This is a genomic window from Thalassotalea sp. 1_MG-2023 (genome assembly GCF_030546745.1).
GTDB lineage: Bacteria > Pseudomonadota > Gammaproteobacteria > Enterobacterales > Alteromonadaceae > Thalassotalea_C.
In genome coordinates this window covers 210,238-231,866 of sequence record NZ_JAUOPD010000006.1, presented here as the reverse complement: position 1 = coordinate 231,866, position 21,629 = coordinate 210,238, and the positions used below count along the sequence as shown (strand labels likewise).

Sequence of the window (21,629 nt, the reverse complement as noted above, 5' to 3'; positions counted from 1 at the left end):
CACGGCACAAGCTCTGCCTTGTATAAATACCAAACAAATTGCTGCAAAAACAAACTTGAAAGATCAACACGCTCTAGTAACGAAAAATATTTTTTGATTTTACAATTAATTCACTAAGTTAATTAATACCATTGATTTTCTTAAACCGTCTTATTTGTGTTCTAATTCGCTTCATTGGCGACGAGGTATTAAATTGAATCATCCTACCTAACGTCCATTTTTCATACCACGGCATATGATAAAGTTGTTCATCGGTTAGCGAGTCAATTAATAACAATACGCTACTAGTTGTTTGTTCCAACTCTGCAAGTAATTGTGAATATGTCCACTCACTGTATTGATGATGAAAGTGTTCTGCTAGTTGTCCTAATTGATTCCACTTATAACCGGTTTCAGGAAAGTCCACTGGCTGATCTTTCGAAGTCAATCGATACCATTTAAGCACTAAATTTCCCCAACCAATTAAGTACGCAACCGTATCACAAACACTCACTTTACTGCCTTTAGTATTTCCTTCGATAGACTTAACGCGAGTAACTTCATCAGGTAAAGAACGGTAATCTATCATTAGCTTGCAAAACACTGTGTTTATTGCCTTTAACAAAGCTTGTTTGGACTGAGGAATTGAAGACATTTGTATTTGTAAAATAAAAAGGTATTGTCCTAGGTTAACGATTATTAAGCGAAAGGAAAGGTATATCTTTTAAGAAGGTTAGTTTAATGTTTCATTAAAATGCTATCATGCTGAACGATAACATTGTCTAAATCATGCTGGTAATAAAACGGGAACGGCCTTCCTCTACATACAAATTTATTTTGATTCCAATCATTTGCAAAACGTTCAAAAACTTCATAAAGTGCCGGATTTTCATCGATTTCTCGCCATTCTTTAATTAGCGGTTCCACTTCTTTCCAATGCGTTAAAACAGCGCCTCTCTTATATTTAAACAACAAAAGTTCATCATAAACATCCATCATGACGCCTAAGAATAAATTTTCATACATATTCAAAAAAGTAATTATTTGAAGCTCAAGTCTAACGCGTTTGCGATCATTTATAGGATCAACTGCAACATCTTGATAAGCAGCAGCCATTAAAGGTGCGAATTTTTGTGTTTTTAATGTTTTGAATGTATTTTCTGCGGCAATTATATCTTTATCTGTTTCTATCGTTGTTAGGATGTCTGCTGTTGCCCTTTTTCGAGCAATCCTTCTGTTCATGTTTGTGGTATAAACACCCATGCAGATTGCCACAAGGGCAGAAAGCATTATTGCTCCTGCAGACACATATTTAGAGGGAAGCTGTTCTATTAGATGTGCAAAAAAGCCTGCTACTAGTCTAATTTGACCGTAAATAGCAAACATAGAATCTAATTTTGCATAGACATAAAAAACTATGGTAACGAAGAAAACTGCTTTGAAAAACCGCCATGCGGATCGGTATTCATCAGTAAACTTCCAATAGTTTTCTTTAACTTTATCAATGTCCATATCAAAAAAGTGCTCGGCTTATTAGGCGCCGCGACCTTCACTGTATAACATTATTTTAACCTTGGCAGGCAACTTGGCCGCCTTAAATATCGCTTAGAAAGTATAGCACAACGTGATAATTATGCTTAATTGCGCTAGAAACTATACTCGTTTATTTTGCAATAGCAAGCTTCTAGATCTCTTTATCGGTCAATATTAAGAAAACTTAATCGTTAAGTAAAATATGGGTTCATTTAATAATACTTCAAGGGCTAAAAATGTTTACTCAATTACTCTAGTATAAGAATTTTTATCAATACCTAATAACGAACAAATACTTTTCTTGATACCTAACCCATTTAACTGTCAACTAATGTAATAGGTTGCGTAAAGGTTGCGGAAAGGTTGCGCTCATATTGAATTTAGACAAATAAAAAAGGGCTGCATCGCTACAGCCCTTTATTCATGTATTGGTGCGGAAAGCGGGACTTGAACCCGCACGGCCGAAGCCACCACCCCCTCAAGATGGCGTGTCTACCAATTCCACCACTTCCGCAAATTCTGTTTAATCTGGTATTTCGCTATCGTTGTTTTTCTTAGCTTCAGTCGCAGTAGGTACTTCATCATTAGCATCAGCTGCTGGCTCAACGCTTGATTCAATAGCCGTTTGCTCTGCTGGCGCTGCTAAGTCATTCCATTCGTCACCAGATTTAACGCGATTAGCAGTTAAGTTACCTAACACTAAGCTAATGGCGAAAAAAGCAATTGCTAACCATGTTGTTGCACGCGTAAGAAAGTTACCAGAACCACTTGAACCAAAAATGGTACCCGATGAGCCTGCACCAAACGATGCTCCCATATCTGCACCTTTACCTTGTTGAAGTAAAACAAGGCCAATGAGGCAGATAGCAACAATTAAATAGACAACAATTAATACTTGATACAACATCACTATATCCTTTATACCGTTGAACAAATTTTAGTAAATTCATCAACTTTTAAGCTAGCACCACCAATTAAACCACCGTCTATGTCAGACTGTGCAAATAATTGCTGGCAATTGGCAGCGTTAACACTACCACCATATAAAATTGAAAGTTTTTCAGCGATAGGCTGATTTATATCCGCAATAAACTGACGAATATACTGGTGCGTTTCTTGCGCCAGTTCTGGTGATGCTGTTTTTCCTGTACCTATCGCCCAAACAGGCTCGTAAGCAATAACAACATCGGCAAATTTCTCTATACCTATTTCATCAATAACAGGCTGTAGTTGTGCAGCTAGCACTACATTTGTTTGACCAGTTTCTCGTTCTTGTTCACTTTCGCCAATACATAATATTGGTGTCATGCCAGCGTCAAGCACAGAACGGACTTTATGGGCAACTAATGTACTTGTTTCTTTATTAATACTTCTGCGTTCTGAGTGACCTAAGATCACGTAATTAACGCCAAACTCTTGTAACATACTATTAGACACTTCGCCTGTGAATGCACCTTGTTGGTGTTCACTTGCGTTTTGACTACCTAGCATTATTTTTTTATCAAGAGCTTTATCTACTCGCGCTTGTGCAAACGCTGATAGATATGGAAAACTAGGACAAACGACCACGCAGGTATTAGAAGAAAGTGACACATTCGCTAATGCAGAGGTCATTTCTTTGATTAATGCTAAATTCCCGTTCATTTTCCAATTCGCGGCAACTATCACTGATCTGTTCATAAGTCTTTCCTAAATCAAAGCGGCGAGATATTAACTAACCTCTGGGCAAGATACAAGTCTTTCACTTAATATCTTGCTCATTTGCTCATATTTCAACCGTCTAACAGGCTTTTTTTACTGCATCAGCAATTTCATTCGCAAGAGAGGTCACTTCAGCATGATCCGGCCCTTCCACCATCACACGAATAAGCGGTTCTGTACCAGACTTTCGCAGTAATACGCGACCTCGACCTTTCAAGGTTTCATTTACTTGATGCACAGATGCTACAACACTATCTTCAGTTAAAGGATCTGTATTGCCAGAGAACCTTACATTAACTAGCACTTGCGGTAACTTTTTCATGCCTTGTCGTAATTCAAATAACGCTTTATTTGACGCGCACATAGCAGTAAGTACATTAAGCGCAGCAATAATACCATCACCTGTTGATGTGTGATTTAAATTGATAATATGACCTGAATTTTCCGCGCCAAGTTGCCAGCCATTTTCTTTGAGCATTTCCATTACGTAGCGATCACCTACATTACTACGAGCAAAAGGTACGCCCATGTCAGCTAACGCTAATTCTAAGCCCATATTACTCATTAACGTACCGACAACACCACCACGTATATTTCCTGACTTCAAATCGTTGCAAGCAATCACAAAGACGCACTCATCGCCATCAAGCACATAGCCGGTATGATCAACCATCATCAGTCGATCACCATCACCATCTAAAGCAATGCCTAAATCAGCCTGATGCTCAACAACAGCAGCGCTAATGGCCGCCATTGACGTTGCACCACATTCATCATTGATGTTCGTACCGTTTGGTTTTGTGCCTATTTCAACAACATTTGCACCGAGTTCTCTGAAAACATTAGGTGCAATGTGATAAGTTGCGCCGTGAGCACAATCAACCACTATCTTCAGGTTTTGTAATGAATACTGACTCGGAAAATTACTTTTGCAAAACTCAATGTAACGACCAGATGCATCAGCAATACGCGTTGCTTTACCTAACTCTGCTGAATCTACACAGGTAATCTCTTTATCTAGTTCAGCTTCAATAGCAAGTTCCACTTCGTCAGGTAGCTTTTGTCCGTCTTGTGAGAAAAATTTAATACCATTGTCGTAAAAAGGGTTATGTGACGCGCTGATAACAATACCTGCTTCCGCGCGAAATGTTTTTGTTAAATAAGCGATGCCAGGAGTTGGCATTGGGCCTAACAACCCTATATCAACACCTGCTGCGGAAAAGCCAGCCTCGAGTGCTGATTCAAGCATATAACCAGAGATCCTTGTATCTTTACCTATTAATACTTTTTTCGTGCCTTGTGCTGCTAACACCTTACCGGCTGCATAACCTAATTTCATGACAAAGTCTGGGGTGATTGGGTATTTGCCTACTAAGCCTCTTACGCCATCAGTACCAAAGTATTTTCTTTCAGACATGAATAAATCCTTGTTTTAAATTTTTATTAACAAGCTTAAGCTTGTTGTTGGTGCATATATTGTAATATTTTTATTGAATCTACTGTTTCTTGTACATCATGTACTCTAATTATTGAAGCCCCTGCTTCTACTGCTAAGATTGCGGTGGTTAAACTGCCAGCAAGCCTTTGTGAAACAACACGATTTAGCAAATTACCAATCATCGACTTTCGTGAAGTACCCGATAATATTGGTAAATTAAGTCGCTTAAACTTCGCTAAGTTTGCCAATAAATCATAGTTTTGTTCAAGTGTTTTCCCAAAACCAAAACCTGGGTCTAGAATAATTCTATCCCTTGCAATACCTGCACGCTCACAGGTTTCAATACGTTGAGTAAAAAACTGCATAATATCGTTAACAACATCATTATATTGCGGTTGGGTTTGCATGGTACGAGGCTGACCTTGCATATGCATTAAACAGACAGGTACTTTTGATTTAGCCACAACTTCAAGACAGCCTTCTTCTTGTAAAGCTCTAACATCATTAATTAAATCGGCACCCGCGGAAATCGCTTCAGCCATCACCCTAGCTTTACTTGTGTCTATGGAAATAACAGTATCAAAACGCGCTTTTATTGCCTCTATTACTGGAATCGTACGTTGCAACTCATCTTCAATAGCAACTTCAGCGGCACCAGGACGTGTAGACTCACCACCTATATCAATAATTGATGCACCGTCATCTATCATTCGTTTAGCTTGTAAAATAGCGCTGTCAACGGCGGTGTAATTACCACCATCAGAGAAGGAATCAGGGGTAACATTTAAAATACCCATTACTTGGATATCTTCAACATTTAATGATAAAGGGCTGCCAGGGGAAAGTAGTTTCACAACATGTACTCGTAGCGTTAGAAAACACGAATATTATAAAAAAGAAAGCCTCGAATATCGAGGCTTTCTATATTTATTTAGCGGGTATGTCACTCGGCTTATTAAGATCAGGCTCGGTCTTTTTATCACCTGTTGGGGCTTTAGGTGGATTATCTGAGCCAGATGAGTTATCACCATGGAAGTCTGCTGGTGGTCTAACTTCACGACGATTCATTAAATCATCAATTTGATTAGCATCAATAGTTTCATAATGCATTAGCGCATCTTTCATCGCATGCAATATGTCCATGTTGTCTTTTAAGATCTGTTCAGCTCGCTGATAGTTATCATTGATGATACGCTTGATTTCACCATCGATAGACTTCGCAGTATCATCAGACATATGTAACGATTTTGCTGAAGTTCTTCCTAAGAATACTTCACCTTCTTCTTCAGCGAACAACATTGGTCCCATCTTTTCAGATAAGCCCCACTGAGTTACCATTTTACGCGCTAAATTGGTAGCACGTTCAATATCATTTGATGCACCTGTTGATACTTTATCAGCACCATAGATAATTTCTTCTGCAATACGGCCACCGTATAGCGATGAAATATTACTTTCTAAGTGTTGTTTGCTATGACTAAAGCGATCTTGTTCTGGTAAGTACATAGTAACACCTAACGCACGACCACGAGGGATAATACTTACTTTATAAACAGGGTCATGTTCTGGTACTAAGCGACCAACAATGGCGTGCCCTGCTTCATGGTAGGCCGTCATAGCTTTTTCGTCTTCGCTCATTACCATTGATTTGCGCTCTGCACCCATCAATATTTTATCTTTCGCTTTTTCGAACTCTTCCATCGACACTAATCGACGTGAAGAGCGCGCTGCAAATAATGCAGCTTCATTAACTAAGTTAGCTAAATCAGCACCTGAAAAGCCTGGTGTACCACGTGCAATCACTGAAGCTTTTACGTCATCACCAATTGGCACTTTGCGCATGTGTACTTTAAGAATTTGTTCACGACCACGAATATCAGGTAAACCAACCGTTACTTGACGGTCAAATCGACCAGGACGTAATAATGCAGGGTCAAGTACGTCAGGTCTGTTTGTAGCAGCAATAACAATAACGCCTTCATTACCTTCAAAACCGTCCATTTCAACTAGCATTTGGTTTAACGTTTGTTCACGTTCATCATGACCACCGCCTAAACCTGCACCACGTTGGCGACCTACTGCGTCAATTTCATCGATGAAGATAATACATGGCGCTGATTTTTTTGCTTGTTCAAACATATCACGAACACGCGAAGCACCTACACCAACAAACATTTCAACAAAGTCTGAACCTGAAATAGTAAAGAATGGAACTTTTGCCTCACCAGCAATGGCTTTAGCAAGTAATGTTTTACCTGTACCAGGCTGACCTACCATCAATACACCAGAAGGAATACGACCACCAAGTTTTTGAAATTTCGATGGATCTTTTAAGTAATCGACTAGTTCAGCAACTTCTTCTTTTGCTTCATCACAACCAGCTACATCAGCAAAAGTTGTTTTAATTTGATCTTCACTTAATAAACGCGCTTTTGATTTACCAAAAGACATTGCGCCTTTACCACCACCGCCTTGCATTTGGCGCATGAAGAAAATCCAAACACCGATCAGCAAAATCATTGGGAACCAAGAAATAAATACTGAAGTTAAGAAACTTGTTTCTTCTGGCTTTTCACCAGATGCAGTAACGCCTTGCTTAACAAGGTCATTAATTAAGTCACGATCGTAACCACCGGGTATTACAGCTGTAAACTGTTCACCACTGCGCTTAGTGCCTTTAATAACACCATTACGATCAACAACAACTTCACGCACTTGTCCTTGACGAACATCTTGTATGAAACGCGTGTAATTCATTGTTTGTTCGTTACTGCTTCCCGGAGTAAAACTCTGGAAAACCGACATTAATACCACGGCTATTACTAACCATAAAATCAGATTTTTTGCCATATCGCTCAACTTAATGACCTCTTTAGTTCATTAACACTACTATATCCGTTTAAGTAGTGCTTAAATAATTCTGTATAATTTACTACAATTTAAAGCCTGTCGCCACAAGATATACTTCTCTTGATCTTGCGCGTGATGATTGCGGCTTCCTCACCTTGACCACTTTAAAAATTTGTTTTACTTCTTGCATAAATTGATCAAAGCCAGCGCCTTGAAACACTTTAACCACAAAAGCACCGTTTTTCTTGAGTACTTGGTTACACATATCTAGTGCTAATTCTACTAAATACATACTTCTTGCTGAATCAGCGGCATCGTTCCCAGTAAAATTTGCTGCCATATCTGACAGTACAACATCAATATTTTTTCCATCAATACGCGTTAATAGCGCATCAAGTACCGCGTCTTCACGAAAGTCACCCTGTAAGAAGTCAACACCGGCGATGGGATCCATCGATAAAATATCACAAGCAACAACTTGGCCTGTATCGCCTACCGCTTTAACTGCGTATTCAGACCAACCACCTGGCGCCGCACCTAAGTCTACCACTTTCATGCCTGATTTAATTAACTTGTCTTTATCGTTAATTTCTTCAATTTTAAACACCGCGCGTGAACGCAAACCAAGCTTTTGCGCTTTTTTTACGTATTCGTCATCAAAATGCTCTTGCATCCAACGTTGACTACTGTTTGATAATTTTTTTTTACTCATAACCAGTATAGATTAGGTTTTGGCTAGCGAATGTCACTAAACAAAACAGGTTTTATTAGTATTACAAACAAGATGGAGTTAAAATAGTGATAATTCAAGCTAACATGTAACGAAATTTTTAATGAGTTTAAATAAAAAACAAATTCAGTATTTAAAAGGTAAAGCGCATTCGTTAAAACCTGTAGTACTTTTAGGTAGTAATGGCTTAACGGAAGCAGTGATCGCAGAAATCGATTACGCGCTAAATCATCACGAATTGATTAAAGTCAAAATTCCAACGGATGATAGAGAAGTAAAAGGATTAATCGTTGATGCTATTTGTAAAGAAACAAATGCCGTTAAAGTGCAATTAATTGGCAAAACGTTAGTTGTATATCGTCAAAGTGAAGAGAAAAAAATCCACATCCCTAAGCTTTAAATACAACAAGCAAACATAAAAAATGCCGCTTATATTAAGCGGCATTTTTATTTACTAGAAACCTGTATTTCGAGAAAAGTCACCACCTTGACCTGTTTCTTTTAATTCCCCATTAACAAAATAAAGATAAGTACATTCATCTTTTGTAGTTAAATCATCTTTATGAACGCGATTTGTGCGATAGAATAACACTTGAATGTTTTTATCATCTTTTCGATAATTTTCATTAAAATCAGCAACACCTAAATCTCGAGAAACATCACCATAGCTAGCGCCTAAATTAATACGTGCAATTTTTTTACGATTATTATATTCACGATCAGTAAAGCCAGAAGTAAAAGCATGATCATCATCGCCACCAACGGCAACAACACACCCTGTTAAAGAAAACGTTAATGGTGCAGCAACAAGTAATGCGATAAGTGATTTTTTCATAGTTAACTCTCATTTTTATTGTTTATGTCAATGCCAACGATATAGCAAAAGTTAAACCAACAATTGTAACCTTATGTAATAATTGAATTTTGCACTAAAAGGTTGTGATTACAACAAGACTTCATGAGTAAAATTGGCTAAAATATTGTTTTTTCAACAACGCTGAATGAGCATTATGACCATCAATGATGAGATATTAACCGCTGCTAATACACTCGCTAATCAAGGGATTAAACCAACCGTAGCCCGTATTAAAACCAAACTCACACAACCGGTTCCGTTACCAACGATTATATCGGTTTTGAAAACCTGGCAACATGATCCCAATTTTATTCAGCCCCGTTCGACAATCAACCAAGACAGCGCATCAAAACACAAAGATGACCTTACCAATACGATATCATTGGCAATCACCAAAGCATTAATTCCTCTACAAGAAGAAATATCAGCGCTAAAAAAAGAAATACAACAACTAAAAAGCCAACTGAACAAATAAAAAGATGAAAGGGTAAAGTGTGATATCTATTTATTCTTCTAAATAGATATCTGGAGATAACAAGGGAATAAAAGAAGCAAGACTATCAGCGACTTTTTTGTGAGGTTTAGCCCCTACTTTTTCTACCCACACTTCGCCAGATTCGTTATCAACCGTCAAAATAATATCTTCTTTATCGGTTAATGCGAAAAATAACGTGATAGGTTGTTTTAGCTTTTGTTTCATCAAAATATGCCCGATCATATTTTGCTGTAATCGCTCAAAATCTTTTTCGCTCCATGCAAAGAGTAGTTGCAGGTTTCCTTCAGCACAATTAGCAGGAATGCTCTCACTATATTGCGTTGTAAAATACGTTTTGATGCTCGGATGAAGCGTAATAGAAAGTGCCGATTCAACATTGTCGAAGTTTAAGCTACCTTTAATTTTTATCGGCTGCCAAGTTATCAACTGTTCGTTAAATGGCGTTAACTCACACGGTGAAGGCCATTCTTCATCGGCTTCAACAACAGGATAATGTCCAAGTTTACTTTTGAATTCACTTAGATACTGCTGTCCAAAGTGAAGTATTAATTCGTTTAAATTTGGCAATTGTTTCGTTTCCATCTATCTCTACTTTCTTTACAATACAAGCTAATATGCAAACTGATCTTACTTGATAATATTTCTATGAGCCAATATAAAAACGCCAACGAACTTGAAAAGCTAACGTTAGGCAAGAGCACTGAATACCCTAACCAATATAATGCTGATTTACTGCAAGGCGTACCAAGGCGTTTAAACAGAGATTCATTATCACTTGATGAGAATGCTTTACCCTTTATGGGCGAAGATGTTTGGTATGGCTACGAAGTGTCATGGCTCAACGCAAAAGGAAAGCCGATTGTAAAAGTGGCAGAATTTAGCTTTCCTTGTACGAGTGAAAATATCATCGAATCAAAATCATTTAAACTGTATCTTAACAGCTTTAACCAAACCACATTTTCAAGTGAACAAGATGTTATTACAGCAATGAAAAATGACTTATCAGCGGTTTGTGGCACCGAAGCTAATGTAATTCTATACCCTGTTGACAAGTGCCCTGCCCTTGAAATTAACACACCAAATGCAAAGTGTTTGGATGAATTAGATATTGAAATGCATGATTACCAATTGTCTTCCGCACTATTAAATACTGAAAGTGACATTGTGGTAAGCGAAGTGTTAGTTTCACATCTTCTTAAATCAAATTGTTTAATCACCAACCAACCTGACTGGGCATCATTATTCATTAGCTATAAAGGAAAGAAGATAAGCCACTCGGCATTGTTAAAATATATCATTTCTTTTAGAGAGCATAATGAGTTTCATGAACAGTGTGTAGAACGAATTTTTTGCGATTTAATGACCATTTGCCAACCAGAAGCGTTGTCTGTTTATGCTAGGTACACAAGACGAGGAGGGTTAGATATCAACCCATTTCGCTCAACCCACGAAAGCATTGCTCCAAAAACTAGAACGTTACGGCAATAAAATATCCGTTATTGGATGTAAATCATGACTAATCTGATAATAGTCGCATTTCCATACTGACAATTTTAAAACTTGCGTATATTATTAATAATGCGAACTATATTCTTATATTCTGTTGTTCTTATAATATATGGATCATCGAAATATATTTGATTTTACCGCAAGGGTGAAATTTTCTATCAAAAGGACGTAACATATCCATGACGGGTAACACAGCTGTCGATAAAGAGCTTTTAGTACTGAAACGTAAACTTGATTCAGCAATAACCGCTAGAGCAAGTGTAGAAAGTGACTTAAAGCATCAATCTGCCTTGCTTTCTGAGTTCATTATTAAGCTCAGTAAAGTCGCTAAAGGAGTCGACGTATCGCTTGATAATAAACTAGCCAAATTGCGTCAGCTTTTTACTAACTCTGCATCTATTAATGATATAGAAAAGCTGATCAATGAATCATCTACCTTGTTATATCATTATTCAGCAAAAGCTGATGTGGAAATTCGCCAGTTGCAAGACACCTTTCAGTCTGCGGGTCAATCACTACAAAAAGTAAACGGTTTACCTGAACATTTACGCCGGCAACTTCGCGCATTGCTTAAAGACAACGAAAACAGCAAAGATGCATTATCGCAGTATATCCCCTTGTTAAGTGAACTTGTTCTATTTTATCAAGCAGCGCTGAAACAAGGTAATATTGCAAACTCAGCAAATGGCTTGCTGAACAAACCTGCGAGTAAGTCACTTGATAGTCAAATTAGCAATAAAATAGTTGTACAAAAGTTTAATGAATTTCTCAATAAAATTAGCATATCGAAAAAATTCCAAGAGCAATTAAATCGCATCCGTTCACAGCTTTCCGACAACATGCCAAGTGATCAGTTGTTCGATACTTTCTTAGCGACTTTTGATGTGATCAGTCAAGATTTAATCCGTGAACGAAATACCGCAAAAGTTTTCCTTTCTACGCTAAGTGATACGTTAGCCACCGTACAAAACGCTGTTACTACAACCATTGATACTCATAAAGAATCAAGCGTGAAACTTCAAAAATTGAATGAACGCATGCAAAACCAACTTAGTGAAATGTCAGAAGAATTAGACAAAGCTAATTCGTTAGTTGATATCAAGGTTGAAATAAACACCAAGTTACAAGTTATTGCTTCTACGCTTGAAAGAAAAACAGCATATGAAAAAAATCAACAACAAAGATTTACTGAACAGCTTGAAAGCATGTCGGAAAAAGTTCAACAGCTTGAAAAACAAAGTCGCGCCTTTGAAAAGCAAATTAAAGAACAACAAGCTAAAAGTTTAGAAGATGCTTTAACTAAACTATACAACCGCGCAGCTTTTGATGAGCACTTCCATAAAGAGATTGCTCGCTGTCAGCATAATAATAAACCTTTAGCGATTGTTGTTGCCGATTTAGATAACTTTAAAAAAATTAATGACACCTATGGGCACACCGCAGGTGACAAAACATTACAAGTTATTGCCGGTACGCTGAAAAAACATTTAGATAAACATGCCTTTGTTGCCCGCTACGGTGGTGAAGAGTTTGTATTTGTTTTCAATGACATTAAAAAAGATAACCTTATTCACACCTTAAATTTATTGCGGAAAACGATTGCTAAACTACCTTTTAAGTTCAGAAATGATAAAGTAAATATGAGTATGTCGATAGGCGTTACGCACATAAAACAAGATGACAATGTTCACATAGCCTTTGAACGAGCAGATAAAGCTTTATATGAAGCCAAAGAAAAAGGAAAAAACCAAGTCATCTATATTGATTAGCAGTTAAGGAGTCGCCAATGCATGTACAATTTAACCCTTTAGGAAACATGAACCTACTTTCGCCAATAGAAGTAGGTAAATTACAGCAATCTGCCTCCAGTAACTTACATCAACTGTATCGAAACTGTTCACTGGCAGTACTTAATTCGGGTAGTCATACCGATGATGCAGAAGTGATATATCAACAATATCAAGATTTCAATATTCAAGTGCTAAGAAGAGAACGTGGCGTTAAACTCGCGTTAGAAAACCCGCCTAAGCATGCATTTGTTGACGGTAAAATTATTCGTGGTATTCAAGAGCATTTATCAGCGGTACTTCGAGATATTTTATTCACCAATACCCGCTACGATCACCATGTAACTGATGGCGCTAACATCACACATACCACTTTCGATATATTACGAAATGCCAATGCCATTTTACCCGATAGCGAACCAAACTTGGTGACTTGTTGGGGCGGCCACTCGATTAACGATATTGAATATCAGTACACAAAAGAAGTAGGCTACCAATTAGGGCTAAGGGCGTTTAACATTTGCACCGGTTGCGGCCCTGGAGCAATGAAAGGCCCAATGAAAGGCGCCACTATTGGCCATGCAAAACAACGAAATTACAACGGACGCTATATTGGCCTTACAGAACCAAGTATCATCGCAGCAGAGCCCCCTAACCCTATGGTTTCTGAACTTGTTATCATGCCTGATATTGAAAAACGTTTAGAAGCCTTTGTACGAATGTCTCATGGCATCATTATTTTTCCTGGTGGTGCAGGCACAGCTGAAGAATTACTATATATTTTAGGGATTTTACTCAATCCAAAAAATCGAGCGCAAAAGCTGCCAATTATTTTAACAGGGCCTGCTGCAAGTAGTGAGTACTTTGAACAAATAGATAAGTTTATTGCCGCAACGTTAGGCGAAGAAGCTCAAAAACTATATGAAATTATTGTAGATGATGCGGAACTTGTCGCAAAAAAAATGAAAGTTGGCCTACAAGACGTGCTAACCTATCGCAAACAAACAGGCGACGCTTACCACTTTAATTGGTCTTTAGTGATCGAACAAGATTTCCAGCAACCATTTATTCCAACACATGAAAACATGGAAAAAACACAAATTAGCTATGATATGGATGTTGCTAGTTTAGCTGCAAACTTACGCCGCGTATTTTCCGGCATTGTTTCAGGTAATGTAAAATCAGAAGGGATTAAAGAAATCCGTAAACACGGCCCCTTTACTGTTACCGGTGACAACGAAATTATGACACTAATGGACAATTTACTAAATTCTTTCGTGGAACAGCAACGAATGAAATTACCAGGAAGCACATATACGCCTTGTTACAACGTAGTTGGAAAAGCCTAAATGTCAGTCAATGTTGTACTTATTGATGCAATGAATCTAATTAGACGAATTTATGCGGTGCAAGAGCGCCCATTTTTACTCAATAATGAGCTTGCTGAAAACACCAAGCAACAAGTGTTACATAACACTAAACAAGCATGTGCTACAGCGCTTAGTAACATTATCGAACAAACCTCGCCAACTCATGCATTAGCTGTTTTTGACAGCCATTCACCTGGTTGGCGTTACCAGCTTTACCCAGACTATAAAGTAGGCAGAAAAAAAATGCCGCAGCATCTTGCTGATACCCTACCGCAAATACAAGATGCCTTCTTACAACAACATGTTGATTCTTTAATATCAGAATCAGATGAGGCTGACGATTTAATTGCCACCCTAGCGATTAAAGTGGCTTTGAGAGGACAAAAAGTCACTATTATTTCAACAGACAAGTGTTTTTTATCGTTATTAAGTAATCATATTCATGTCTACGACTACTTTAATCGACGCTCGCTTGACGAACCATACGTACGTGAAAAGTTTAATGTAGCCCCAGGTCAATTAATGGATTTGTGGACGCTTACCGGAGATAACACCAATAAAATCCCTGGCGTGCCGGGGATTGGGCAAGTAACCGCGGCCGGCTTACTTAATCAACATGGTTCGTTACAGGCTATTTTAAATAGCAATGAAATTAAAGCGAGCATACGCGATAAATTAACAGCGCATCATGACGATATCACGTTGGCTAAAAAACTATTACAATTAAAACAGGATATTCCCTTAGGATTTAATTTAAAGGATATTCGTCTCCCTTTAACCATCACAGATGGATAAATTAGTTTTATCATCGTTATTTACCTATTTTGTGATAGATTTGCTCGTTAAGCTCTTTCAATAAAAGCGACTTATCGTTATCCTATATAAAAATAAAATCACACACGATTTATCAATTATCAAATGAATAAAAAGATCATTTTCAGAATTTTTCTAGCGTTAGCTGCTTATGGGGTTTTTGTGCTATTAGTTGTAAACTTTTATGACGATAGCCCAGCAAATATGCAATGGGAAGATCGAGAAGCCTACAATCGCCAATTTATTAGTAAACTTAGATTGGGCGAGTTTACCTTCGAACAAGCAATAGAAAAGCTTGGTAGTCCTGACATTACCGAAGCAAAACAAGCTAATGATCAAAACTTCCAGGTATTGTTTTACCGCACACAACATGTGAAATCAGACGGTATTACCACTCAAGATGAATGTTCATATCTAGTTTTTGTTGATAATAAATTGACAGAAATCGCTAAAGCCGACAGATATAAAGGTCTTGATAGTGTGATCAAAGAATATGGAATTCCACTTGATGAATTATCAGAAGTTTCGTTCCCTAACTCTAATTAAGTTCATCGTTAGCATTTCCATTCAATAAACCTGTTACTAATTTTATTCGTGCATGTTGCGACTAATGTCTTATTGTTAAGTCATGCACATCCTATAACCTGTCATTTTTATACTAAACTTAGCTACACAATAGTTTATTAATAAAGCCACACTGAAAGGTTTCAGAGTAGCTTACATTAAGTAAGCGTGGTATAAACCTGCACACTTTCAAAGTGCTAAGGTAAATTTCACTTTGAAAAAACAATTTTAATTTTTTAAAGGATAAACACATGGCTAAACAAACCATCACAGTCATTCCAGGCGACGGTATTGGCCCAGATATTATCGATGCAACCATCAAAGTTTTAGACAAAGCAGGCTGTGATTTTAACTATGAATACGCTGACGCAGGCTTAGTCGCGTTAGAAAAACATGGCGAACTTGTTCCAGAAGAAACATTAGCATTAATCAAGAAAAACAAAATCAGTTTAAAAGGCCCTCTGACTACACCTGTAGGTGAAGGTTTCACTTCGATTAACGTAACATTAAGAAAACAATTTCAATTATACGCAAATGTGCGCCCGGTTCTGTCTTTTAAAGGCACAAAAGCTCGTTACGAAGACATTGATATTATTACCATCCGTGAAAATACTGAAGGCATGTATTCTGGCTTAGGCCAAACAGTCTCTGAAGATGGCGCACAGGCAGAAGCAATGAGTTTGATCACGCGCGAAGGTGCAGAGCGCATTGTTGAATTTGCTTATGAAACCGCACGAAAAGAAGGTCGTAAAAAAGTTACTGCCGTTCATAAAGCCAATATCTTAAAATCAACTTCAGGTTTATTTTTAAAAGTAGCCCGTGAAGTTGGCGAACGCTATCCTGATATTGAATCAACTGAAATGATTGTTGATAACTGTTGTATGCAACTTGTGATGAACCCTGAACAGTTCGACGTAATTGTTACAACAAACCTGTTTGGTGATATTTTATCTGATTTATGTGCTGGCCTTGTAGGCGGTTTAGGTATGGCTCCTGGCGCTAACATTGGTAAAGATTGCGCTATTTTTGAAGCTGTACACGGCAGTGCTCCAGATATAGCAGGTAAAAACCTAGCAAACCCAACATCTGTTATTTTGGCAGCAATTCAAATGCTAGAATACCTAGAAATGAGCGATAAAGCAGAAGCTATCCGCAAAGCTATCACTGAAGTTATTGAAACAGGTGATCGTACAACTCGTGATTTAGGTGGTACTCATGGTACAACAGATTTCACCGATGCCTTGTTAGAGCGACTATAAGAAACAAACCATAAAAAAGGGGTCAGGTACAATTACTTATTGTACCTGACCCCTTTTTTTTGATCCTTTTATTATGTTTACGGTGGCGGTGAAAGTAATCTCGCATGCACCGTTATTTCTTCACGATCGTAGTATAAATGCTTTGCGTAAAGCTCATATTTTACTTGATGCTCAGAAAGCATATCTTTTATTAGCTGTAAGTCATCCTGTACTTGCTGATATCGCCCTTTCATGGGTAACTTTAAATTAAACATTGCTTCTTTGCAGTCGCCGCGTAATAACCATTCAGCCATTAATTTAGCTACTCGTTGCGGTTTTTCTATCATGTCACAGACGAGCCAATAAACATTTTGTTTAGCGGGTGTATATTTAAAGCCGTCAATCATTCGATGTTTGACTTGACCAGTATCCATCAAAGATTCCGCCATCGGCCCATTATCTATTGACGTTACCATCATACCGCGTCGAACAAGTTGATAGGTCCAGCCTCCCGGAGCAGCGCCTAAATCAACGGCATTCATACCAGACGTTAACCGCGTAGGCCATTCATCTTTTGGAATGAAGTATAAAAAAGCTTCGTCAAGTTTAAGTGTAGAGCGGCTTGGGGCTTGAGATGGAAACTTTAACCTAGGTATTCCCATTAAATGTGGTGAAGTGTTTGTGCCAAGTGAATAACCAAGGATCACTTCACTGCCACTAAAAAATAATGCATGTAAGACTGCCCCATCATGTTGACCTTTTGGAGCCAACATTTTTTTAGATCTTAGCCCTTGTCTTAGAGGTACACCAAGCTTTCTACAAAATTTAGATAGTGCTTTTCCATCGTTGGTATCAGGTGTTTCCATCCTAAGGTCAGCGTATTGCCATTCTTGACCCAAATGCTCAATTATTGCTTCTACTCGGTTATACTCAGGCAATTCGATAGTATCGGTTAATGACACAAACCACTGCCGAGCAAAGATTAGACGCTTCAAAGGGAGTTTAGCAATGAGTATTTCACCTTCATCAGCATTATTAAGATGAAAATATACAATACCTTGGTTTTTCTTTAATTGAAGATAACCATAAATTTCATTCCAAGCAGCTTTCTCTTGGATCTCAGCGCCACACTCTTTTTCAAAGCCTGGTCGACAATAAAGCACAATTGCAGTCATATTAATGTTTTCGAATATTAAGGTGAATGAGCACTGACAACCATGCCAATGATAATAAAATGCCACCGAATGGTGTTAGTTTGCCTATTAATTCACAGGCAAACAACACTTTCACGTATAAGCTTCCACTAAAAAGCAACATACCAAGTGATAATAATGTTGCAGTCAAAAAAGCCGCTTTCGGTTGTGTAGATTGCCAGAAAAAACAAACAGCCAATAGCGCGATAGTATGCAAAAACTGATAAAAATGCGCAATCTTTAACGTTGGCAGTAAATCGCCCTGATGTGACAACCAAGCGCCGAATAATACAGAATAAGCACCACTAAGGCTAACAAACACGATAAATAATTTACGCGCTTTATCTATTTTCATAAACGAACCTCTCAATGTGGTCTACAGCAGACTGTAGATTTTGTTCATGTGTATACCCTGACTTTACCCTTGGCTTTAAATCGTGATCACCATCAGGCAAAAATATCGTAGTGATATTTTCCGGTAACTCATAGCTTAATACTTCTTCTTTGTTGCCAAGTTTATCTCGATCACCTTGTAAAATAAGAATTGAATAATGATTATTTATTAACGGCTCTAATCGTAATTGTTCAATTTTATTAATAGGATGAAACGGGTAGCCAAGGCAAATTACTCCTCGTATTTCAGGATTACCTTTAGGGTTTTCTATTAATTCATTCGTCAGCGTTGCCGCAACACGTGATCCCATCGATTTACCCAGCAAAAATAAGGGTGCTGTAATGTGAAGTGTGCTGATAGCCTCCGCAAACCTCTCCAACAATTTGGGCATTCTATCTGGAGGATATTTTTTACCGTCAGATAAGCGTTTATCCATATAATGAAAATTAAAACGTGTGACACTAATATTTCGTTTATTTAACGCAGTAGTCATATTTTCCATAAACGTTGAATTCATATCAGCACCAGCACCATGAGCAAATAGAAAATGCGCTATAGGCTGTTCTACTAAACTTTCATTATAATTAAAACTCTTCATCTAACTCTTCTTCTTCGGCTACAGTTTCAAGTACCCAATCCCTAAAGGCAGCTATTTTGCCTAACTCTAATTGGTGCTCTCGACACACTAAATAAAATGCATTTTTACTGATCAAGCTATGTTCAACTGGTATCACAAGTCGACCTGCATCTAACTCGGGCTGCGCTAAAATACGTTGAGCTAAAGCGATACCCTGACCATGTACAGCCCCTTGCACAACCATGGCTGAATGGCTAAAAATGGGGCCATGATTAACATTAGTCCCTCTTATCCCGGCTTCTTTGAACCAGCGTTTCCAATCTCGCCTTGAGGTATCATGCAATAAAGTGTGATTAGTAAGATCTTGAATAGTACTCAATGGTTTTGGCCCATCAAGTAGCAATGGTGAACAAACAGGTATTAAATATTCCGTGTGCAATTTATCAGCATGAACGCCTGGCCACCGGCCTCTTCCGTAATAAATTGCCACATCAACATCTTCTGTTAATAAGCCATCAGGTTGGTCTACCGCTTTTATACGTACATCTATATCAGTATTGAGTAAATTAAACGTGTTTAGTCTTGGAACTAACCATTGAATGGCGAAGCTTGGTTGTAAACTAACCGTAATCGCTCCTTTAGCGCCCCTAACGAGTAACCGTTCTGTTGCATCTTGCAGAGAAGTAAACACATCTTTTATGTCTTGATAATATGCTTGCCCTTCCTCTGTTAATAGCAAAGCACGATTTTTTCGCATAAAAAGTTTTAATCCAAGATGCTCCTCTAGAGATTTTATTTGATGACTAATCGCAGCCTGAGTAACGAATAATTCCTCAGCAGCCCGAGTAAAACTCAACTGCCTAGCTGATGCTTCAAAGGCCCTTAAGGCATTGAGCGGCGGGATTCTTGTAGCCATTAACTCTCACTATTTAAATAAATAAAAATGATCGTTTTTTGAATAAATACTCTACTGATATCAAAAAACATTTTATCATTAGTTTTTCTAATGGATGACATTATAATTTGTCATTTTTCATTTGACCAGTTTTTACTTAATATACACACCATAGATGACGGACTACATCTTTTTACTACAGCCCAGACCAATGAGTGTAGCAGGCAATGAATGTACTCCCAAAACATTCACCGAGCAAAGAAAAGGTCCCTAATCATCTATTTGGATGTTTATTAATTAATATTAGGTGACAAATCATGAAAACTATCAACATATTCACAGCAGCACTGCTCTTAGTAGCAGGCAATGCAACAGCAACAAATATTGCGTTTGAAAAAGCACAACCCGTTAACACTGTTGAAATTACTTCACAAGCGCATGAAGATGTAAAAATATCAATGCAAACTTTAGTAACCGCTTTTGAAACAAACTTAGTAAAACCAATTACTGTTATTAAAACAGCTAAAAAAGCGACTAAGTCAGAGTTAATCGCAAAAAACGAAGTGATCGCTGAATAAGCGAAACTAAGCACTGTAAGCTTATTGAATACAAATTGCTGGAACCTCCCAACCTTCTAGCGCTCGTTGAGAATAGATCTCTAGCTATTTTCAATACGAGGAGTTAACTCCTCAAAATGCTCGCAAGCAAAAATTTAGGCGCCTTTATGGCGCCTTTTCTTTTTTAGTTCCCCATGCCTCACTGCACATAGCTCTGACGAATAAAACGGGTCACGAATAAAAGGGTCAGGTACATTTAGTAATTGTACCTGACCCTTTTATTCTTTTATTTACAAGTTAAGCTAGAATATCGGTACTATACACGCAAAACTTTGACTTTACGTTCATCAGCTCTATAGACCATGGTTTTGAGTTAACAATAAAATATATAATTGTTAAACTAACTGATATTTTTCAAGTAAATTTACTTTAACAAAAGGTACTAACGTGATTAGAGTTTCACTACTTATTTTTACGGTATTAATTTCTCTCCAATTGCACGCAGCAAATACTAAAGGGCAATATATTCAACCGAATAATTATTCTCCTAAAGTACGAATAGAAACCTCTATGGGTAATATCATTATCGAGCTTGACCGTATTAAAGCCAAAATTACCGTGGATAATTTTTTAGGATATGTAGCGCAAAAGAAATATGATAAAACGTTGGTTCACCGTGTCGAAGAAGGCTACCTGATCCAAGCTGGTGGGTTTAACACAGATTACTCTGAAGTTTTACCTAACGAGCCGATCTTCAACGAGTCTGGCAATGGGCTAAAAAATAAAGAAGGCACTATTGCCATGGCCAAACAACTGAATGATGCACACTCAGCAACCAACCAGTTCTTTATCAATCTCAACGATAACACCAATTTAGATCCAGGAAACTCATGGGGTTATGCCGTATTTGGTGAAGTCATTGAAGGTTACGACATCGTTGAAGCGATATCACAGCTAGAAGTTGGTTACAGCGATAAACTAGGCTACCCAACAGTACCTAAAAAAATGGTCTCCATTATTAGAATGACTATTCTTGAGGAAGAAAAACAAGATTAAGCTTAAGTGACTCTCAAAATTAAAAGAAATTAAAAGGGGTCAGGTAGATTTAGTCATTGTACCTGACCCCTTTTATCATGACCTTTTAATTTT

Annotated in this window: 24 protein-coding genes and 1 tRNA gene; 10 read left to right on the top strand and 15 right to left on the bottom strand. The window is 37.8% G+C overall.

The features are described from left to right. Positions 1-118: 118 nt before the first annotated feature. From Q4489_RS07390 to rlmE, 9 genes are all read right to left on the bottom strand, one after another. A complete protein-coding gene (locus tag Q4489_RS07390) occupies positions 119-634 on the bottom strand; it encodes a ClbS/DfsB family four-helix bundle protein (RefSeq protein WP_303478534.1) in 516 nt (171 codons plus the stop codon). A gap of 83 nt (positions 635-717) precedes the next feature. Then, positions 718-1,491, bottom strand: a complete 774-nt coding sequence (locus Q4489_RS07385) for a DUF4760 domain-containing protein (protein ID WP_303478531.1) — start codon at positions 1,489-1,491, stop codon at positions 718-720. 450 nt (positions 1,492-1,941) lie between these two features. Further along, positions 1,942-2,026: transfer RNA gene (locus Q4489_RS07380), tRNA-Leu, on the bottom strand. A 9-nt stretch (positions 2,027-2,035) separates the two neighbouring features. After that, positions 2,036-2,416 carry a preprotein translocase subunit SecG gene (gene secG, locus Q4489_RS07375; protein ID WP_303478552.1) on the bottom strand — a complete coding sequence of 127 codons (381 nt, stop codon included), beginning with the start codon at positions 2,414-2,416 and terminating at the stop codon, positions 2,036-2,038. A gap of 14 nt (positions 2,417-2,430) precedes the next feature. After that, positions 2,431-3,192: a triose-phosphate isomerase gene (tpiA, locus tag Q4489_RS07370; RefSeq protein ID WP_303478529.1), complete on the bottom strand. Its 762-nt coding sequence runs from the start codon at positions 3,190-3,192 to the stop codon at positions 2,431-2,433. 100 nt (positions 3,193-3,292) lie between these two features. Continuing rightward, on the bottom strand, positions 3,293-4,630 hold the full coding sequence (gene glmM, locus Q4489_RS07365; RefSeq protein WP_303478527.1) for a phosphoglucosamine mutase: 1,338 nt from the start codon (positions 4,628-4,630) through the stop codon (positions 3,293-3,295). A 35-nt stretch (positions 4,631-4,665) separates the two neighbouring features. After that, positions 4,666-5,448, bottom strand: a complete 783-nt coding sequence (gene folP / locus Q4489_RS07360; protein ID WP_303478550.1) for a dihydropteroate synthase — start codon at positions 5,446-5,448, stop codon at positions 4,666-4,668. Positions 5,449-5,578: 130 nt separating this feature from the next. Beyond that, entirely contained in the window at positions 5,579-7,510 is a 1,932-nt protein-coding gene (ftsH, locus tag Q4489_RS07355) for an ATP-dependent zinc metalloprotease FtsH (RefSeq protein WP_303478524.1), read from the bottom strand. A 73-nt stretch (positions 7,511-7,583) separates the two neighbouring features. Further along, complete coding sequence (gene rlmE, locus Q4489_RS07350; protein WP_303478522.1) at positions 7,584-8,213, bottom strand: 23S rRNA (uridine(2552)-2'-O)-methyltransferase RlmE; 630 nt, start codon at positions 8,211-8,213, stop codon at positions 7,584-7,586. A gap of 121 nt (positions 8,214-8,334) precedes the next feature. Here rlmE and yhbY point away from each other — a divergent pair, with 121 nt between their 5' ends. Continuing rightward, the gene (gene yhbY / locus Q4489_RS07345) at positions 8,335-8,631 is read left to right on the top strand and encodes a ribosome assembly RNA-binding protein YhbY (protein WP_286272428.1); all 297 of its coding nucleotides are present in this window, start codon (positions 8,335-8,337) and stop codon (positions 8,629-8,631) included. A 54-nt stretch (positions 8,632-8,685) separates the two neighbouring features. Here the strand turns inward: yhbY and Q4489_RS07340 are convergent, their stop codons facing one another. Continuing rightward, positions 8,686-9,066, bottom strand: coding sequence for a DUF3192 domain-containing protein (locus Q4489_RS07340; protein WP_303478519.1), 381 nt, complete (start codon positions 9,064-9,066; stop codon positions 8,686-8,688). Positions 9,067-9,232: 166 nt separating this feature from the next. On the opposite strand from Q4489_RS07340, the gene Q4489_RS07335 reads away from it, so the two are divergent. Next, positions 9,233-9,562, top strand: a complete 330-nt coding sequence (locus tag Q4489_RS07335; protein WP_303478517.1) for a hypothetical protein — start codon at positions 9,233-9,235, stop codon at positions 9,560-9,562. A gap of 30 nt (positions 9,563-9,592) precedes the next feature. Here the strand turns inward: Q4489_RS07335 and syd are convergent, their stop codons facing one another. Next, a complete protein-coding gene (syd, locus tag Q4489_RS07330; protein WP_303478516.1) occupies positions 9,593-10,165 on the bottom strand; it encodes a SecY-interacting protein in 573 nt (190 codons plus the stop codon). 63 nt (positions 10,166-10,228) lie between these two features. On the opposite strand from syd, the gene queF reads away from it, so the two are divergent. From queF to Q4489_RS07300, 6 genes are all read left to right on the top strand, one after another. Continuing rightward, a complete protein-coding gene (gene queF / locus Q4489_RS07325; protein ID WP_303478515.1) occupies positions 10,229-11,071 on the top strand; it encodes an NADPH-dependent 7-cyano-7-deazaguanine reductase QueF in 843 nt (280 codons plus the stop codon). Positions 11,072-11,271: 200 nt separating this feature from the next. Next, entirely contained in the window at positions 11,272-12,861 is a 1,590-nt protein-coding gene (locus Q4489_RS07320) for a GGDEF domain-containing protein (RefSeq protein WP_303478513.1), read from the top strand. 17 nt (positions 12,862-12,878) lie between these two features. After that, positions 12,879-14,228 (top strand): nucleotide 5'-monophosphate nucleosidase PpnN, encoded by a 1,350-nt coding sequence (ppnN, locus tag Q4489_RS07315; protein ID WP_303478499.1) that lies wholly within the window; start codon positions 12,879-12,881, stop codon positions 14,226-14,228. Next, positions 14,229-15,044, top strand: a complete 816-nt coding sequence (gene xni / locus Q4489_RS07310) for a flap endonuclease Xni (RefSeq protein ID WP_303478498.1) — start codon at positions 14,229-14,231, stop codon at positions 15,042-15,044. It begins immediately after the preceding gene. Between the two features lie 123 nt (positions 15,045-15,167). After that, positions 15,168-15,608: a DUF3192 domain-containing protein gene (locus Q4489_RS07305; protein WP_303478496.1), complete on the top strand. Its 441-nt coding sequence runs from the start codon at positions 15,168-15,170 to the stop codon at positions 15,606-15,608. Positions 15,609-15,877: 269 nt separating this feature from the next. Further along, positions 15,878-16,885: an isocitrate dehydrogenase gene (locus tag Q4489_RS07300; RefSeq protein WP_303478494.1), complete on the top strand. Its 1,008-nt coding sequence runs from the start codon at positions 15,878-15,880 to the stop codon at positions 16,883-16,885. A 77-nt stretch (positions 16,886-16,962) separates the two neighbouring features. On the opposite strand, the gene rlmM is transcribed toward Q4489_RS07300, so the two are convergent. From rlmM to Q4489_RS07280, 4 genes are read right to left on the bottom strand one after another with little or no spacing between them, the layout of a single operon-like run. Continuing rightward, positions 16,963-18,039: a 23S rRNA (cytidine(2498)-2'-O)-methyltransferase RlmM gene (rlmM, locus tag Q4489_RS07295; RefSeq protein WP_303478492.1), complete on the bottom strand. Its 1,077-nt coding sequence runs from the start codon at positions 18,037-18,039 to the stop codon at positions 16,963-16,965. A gap of 1 nt (position 18,040) precedes the next feature. Continuing rightward, complete coding sequence (locus Q4489_RS07290; RefSeq protein WP_303478491.1) at positions 18,041-18,412, bottom strand: DUF423 domain-containing protein; 372 nt, start codon at positions 18,410-18,412, stop codon at positions 18,041-18,043. Beyond that, positions 18,399-19,049: an alpha/beta family hydrolase gene (locus tag Q4489_RS07285; RefSeq protein ID WP_303478490.1), complete on the bottom strand. Its 651-nt coding sequence runs from the start codon at positions 19,047-19,049 to the stop codon at positions 18,399-18,401. Before Q4489_RS07285 ends, Q4489_RS07290 begins: the two co-directional genes overlap by 14 nt. Continuing rightward, complete coding sequence (locus Q4489_RS07280; protein WP_303478489.1) at positions 19,036-19,944, bottom strand: transcriptional regulator GcvA; 909 nt, start codon at positions 19,942-19,944, stop codon at positions 19,036-19,038. The genes Q4489_RS07285 and Q4489_RS07280 overlap by 14 nt, the downstream gene beginning before the upstream one ends. A 296-nt stretch (positions 19,945-20,240) precedes the next feature. Between Q4489_RS07280 and Q4489_RS07275 the strand changes: the two genes are divergently transcribed. Then, entirely contained in the window at positions 20,241-20,501 is a 261-nt protein-coding gene (locus tag Q4489_RS07275; protein ID WP_303478488.1) for a hypothetical protein, read from the top strand. A gap of 426 nt (positions 20,502-20,927) precedes the next feature. Then, on the top strand, positions 20,928-21,536 hold the full coding sequence (locus Q4489_RS07270; protein ID WP_303478487.1) for a peptidylprolyl isomerase: 609 nt from the start codon (positions 20,928-20,930) through the stop codon (positions 21,534-21,536). Positions 21,537-21,629 lie beyond the last annotated feature (93 nt).

Bases quoted from the DNA above. Each gene is read 5' to 3' on its own strand.
- Q4489_RS07385 (WP_303478531.1), bottom strand. From the start codon at position 1,491: ATGGACATTGATAAAGTTAAAGAAAACTATTGGAAGTTTACTGATGAA.
- Q4489_RS07335 (WP_303478517.1), top strand. From the start codon at position 9,233: ATGAGCATTATGACCATCAATGATGAGATATTAACCGCTGCTAATACA.
- ppnN (WP_303478499.1), top strand. From the start codon at position 12,879: ATGCATGTACAATTTAACCCTTTAGGAAACATGAACCTACTTTCGCCA.
- folP (WP_303478550.1), bottom strand. From the start codon at position 5,448: ATGGGTATTTTAAATGTTACCCCTGATTCCTTCTCTGATGGTGGTAAT.
- Q4489_RS07290 (WP_303478491.1), bottom strand. From the start codon at position 18,412: ATGAAAATAGATAAAGCGCGTAAATTATTTATCGTGTTTGTTAGCCTT.
- yhbY (WP_286272428.1), top strand. From the start codon at position 8,335: ATGAGTTTAAATAAAAAACAAATTCAGTATTTAAAAGGTAAAGCGCAT.
- queF (WP_303478515.1), top strand. From the start codon at position 10,229: ATGAGCCAATATAAAAACGCCAACGAACTTGAAAAGCTAACGTTAGGC.
- xni (WP_303478498.1), top strand. From the start codon at position 14,229: ATGTCAGTCAATGTTGTACTTATTGATGCAATGAATCTAATTAGACGA.
- Q4489_RS07340 (WP_303478519.1), bottom strand. From the start codon at position 9,066: ATGAAAAAATCACTTATCGCATTACTTGTTGCTGCACCATTAACGTTT.
- glmM (WP_303478527.1), bottom strand. From the start codon at position 4,630: ATGTCTGAAAGAAAATACTTTGGTACTGATGGCGTAAGAGGCTTAGTA.
- rlmM (WP_303478492.1), bottom strand. From the start codon at position 18,039: ATGACTGCAATTGTGCTTTATTGTCGACCAGGCTTTGAAAAAGAGTGT.
- syd (WP_303478516.1), bottom strand. From the start codon at position 10,165: ATGGAAACGAAACAATTGCCAAATTTAAACGAATTAATACTTCACTTT.
- Q4489_RS07390 (WP_303478534.1), bottom strand. From the start codon at position 634: ATGTCTTCAATTCCTCAGTCCAAACAAGCTTTGTTAAAGGCAATAAAC.
- Q4489_RS07305 (WP_303478496.1), top strand. From the start codon at position 15,168: ATGAATAAAAAGATCATTTTCAGAATTTTTCTAGCGTTAGCTGCTTAT.
- Q4489_RS07275 (WP_303478488.1), top strand. From the start codon at position 20,241: ATGAAAACTATCAACATATTCACAGCAGCACTGCTCTTAGTAGCAGGC.
- Q4489_RS07280 (WP_303478489.1), bottom strand. From the start codon at position 19,944: ATGGCTACAAGAATCCCGCCGCTCAATGCCTTAAGGGCCTTTGAAGCA.
- rlmE (WP_303478522.1), bottom strand. From the start codon at position 8,213: ATGAGTAAAAAAAAATTATCAAACAGTAGTCAACGTTGGATGCAAGAG.
- tpiA (WP_303478529.1), bottom strand. From the start codon at position 3,192: ATGAACAGATCAGTGATAGTTGCCGCGAATTGGAAAATGAACGGGAAT.
- Q4489_RS07320 (WP_303478513.1), top strand. From the start codon at position 11,272: ATGACGGGTAACACAGCTGTCGATAAAGAGCTTTTAGTACTGAAACGT.
- Q4489_RS07285 (WP_303478490.1), bottom strand. From the start codon at position 19,049: ATGAAGAGTTTTAATTATAATGAAAGTTTAGTAGAACAGCCTATAGCG.
- Q4489_RS07300 (WP_303478494.1), top strand. From the start codon at position 15,878: ATGGCTAAACAAACCATCACAGTCATTCCAGGCGACGGTATTGGCCCA.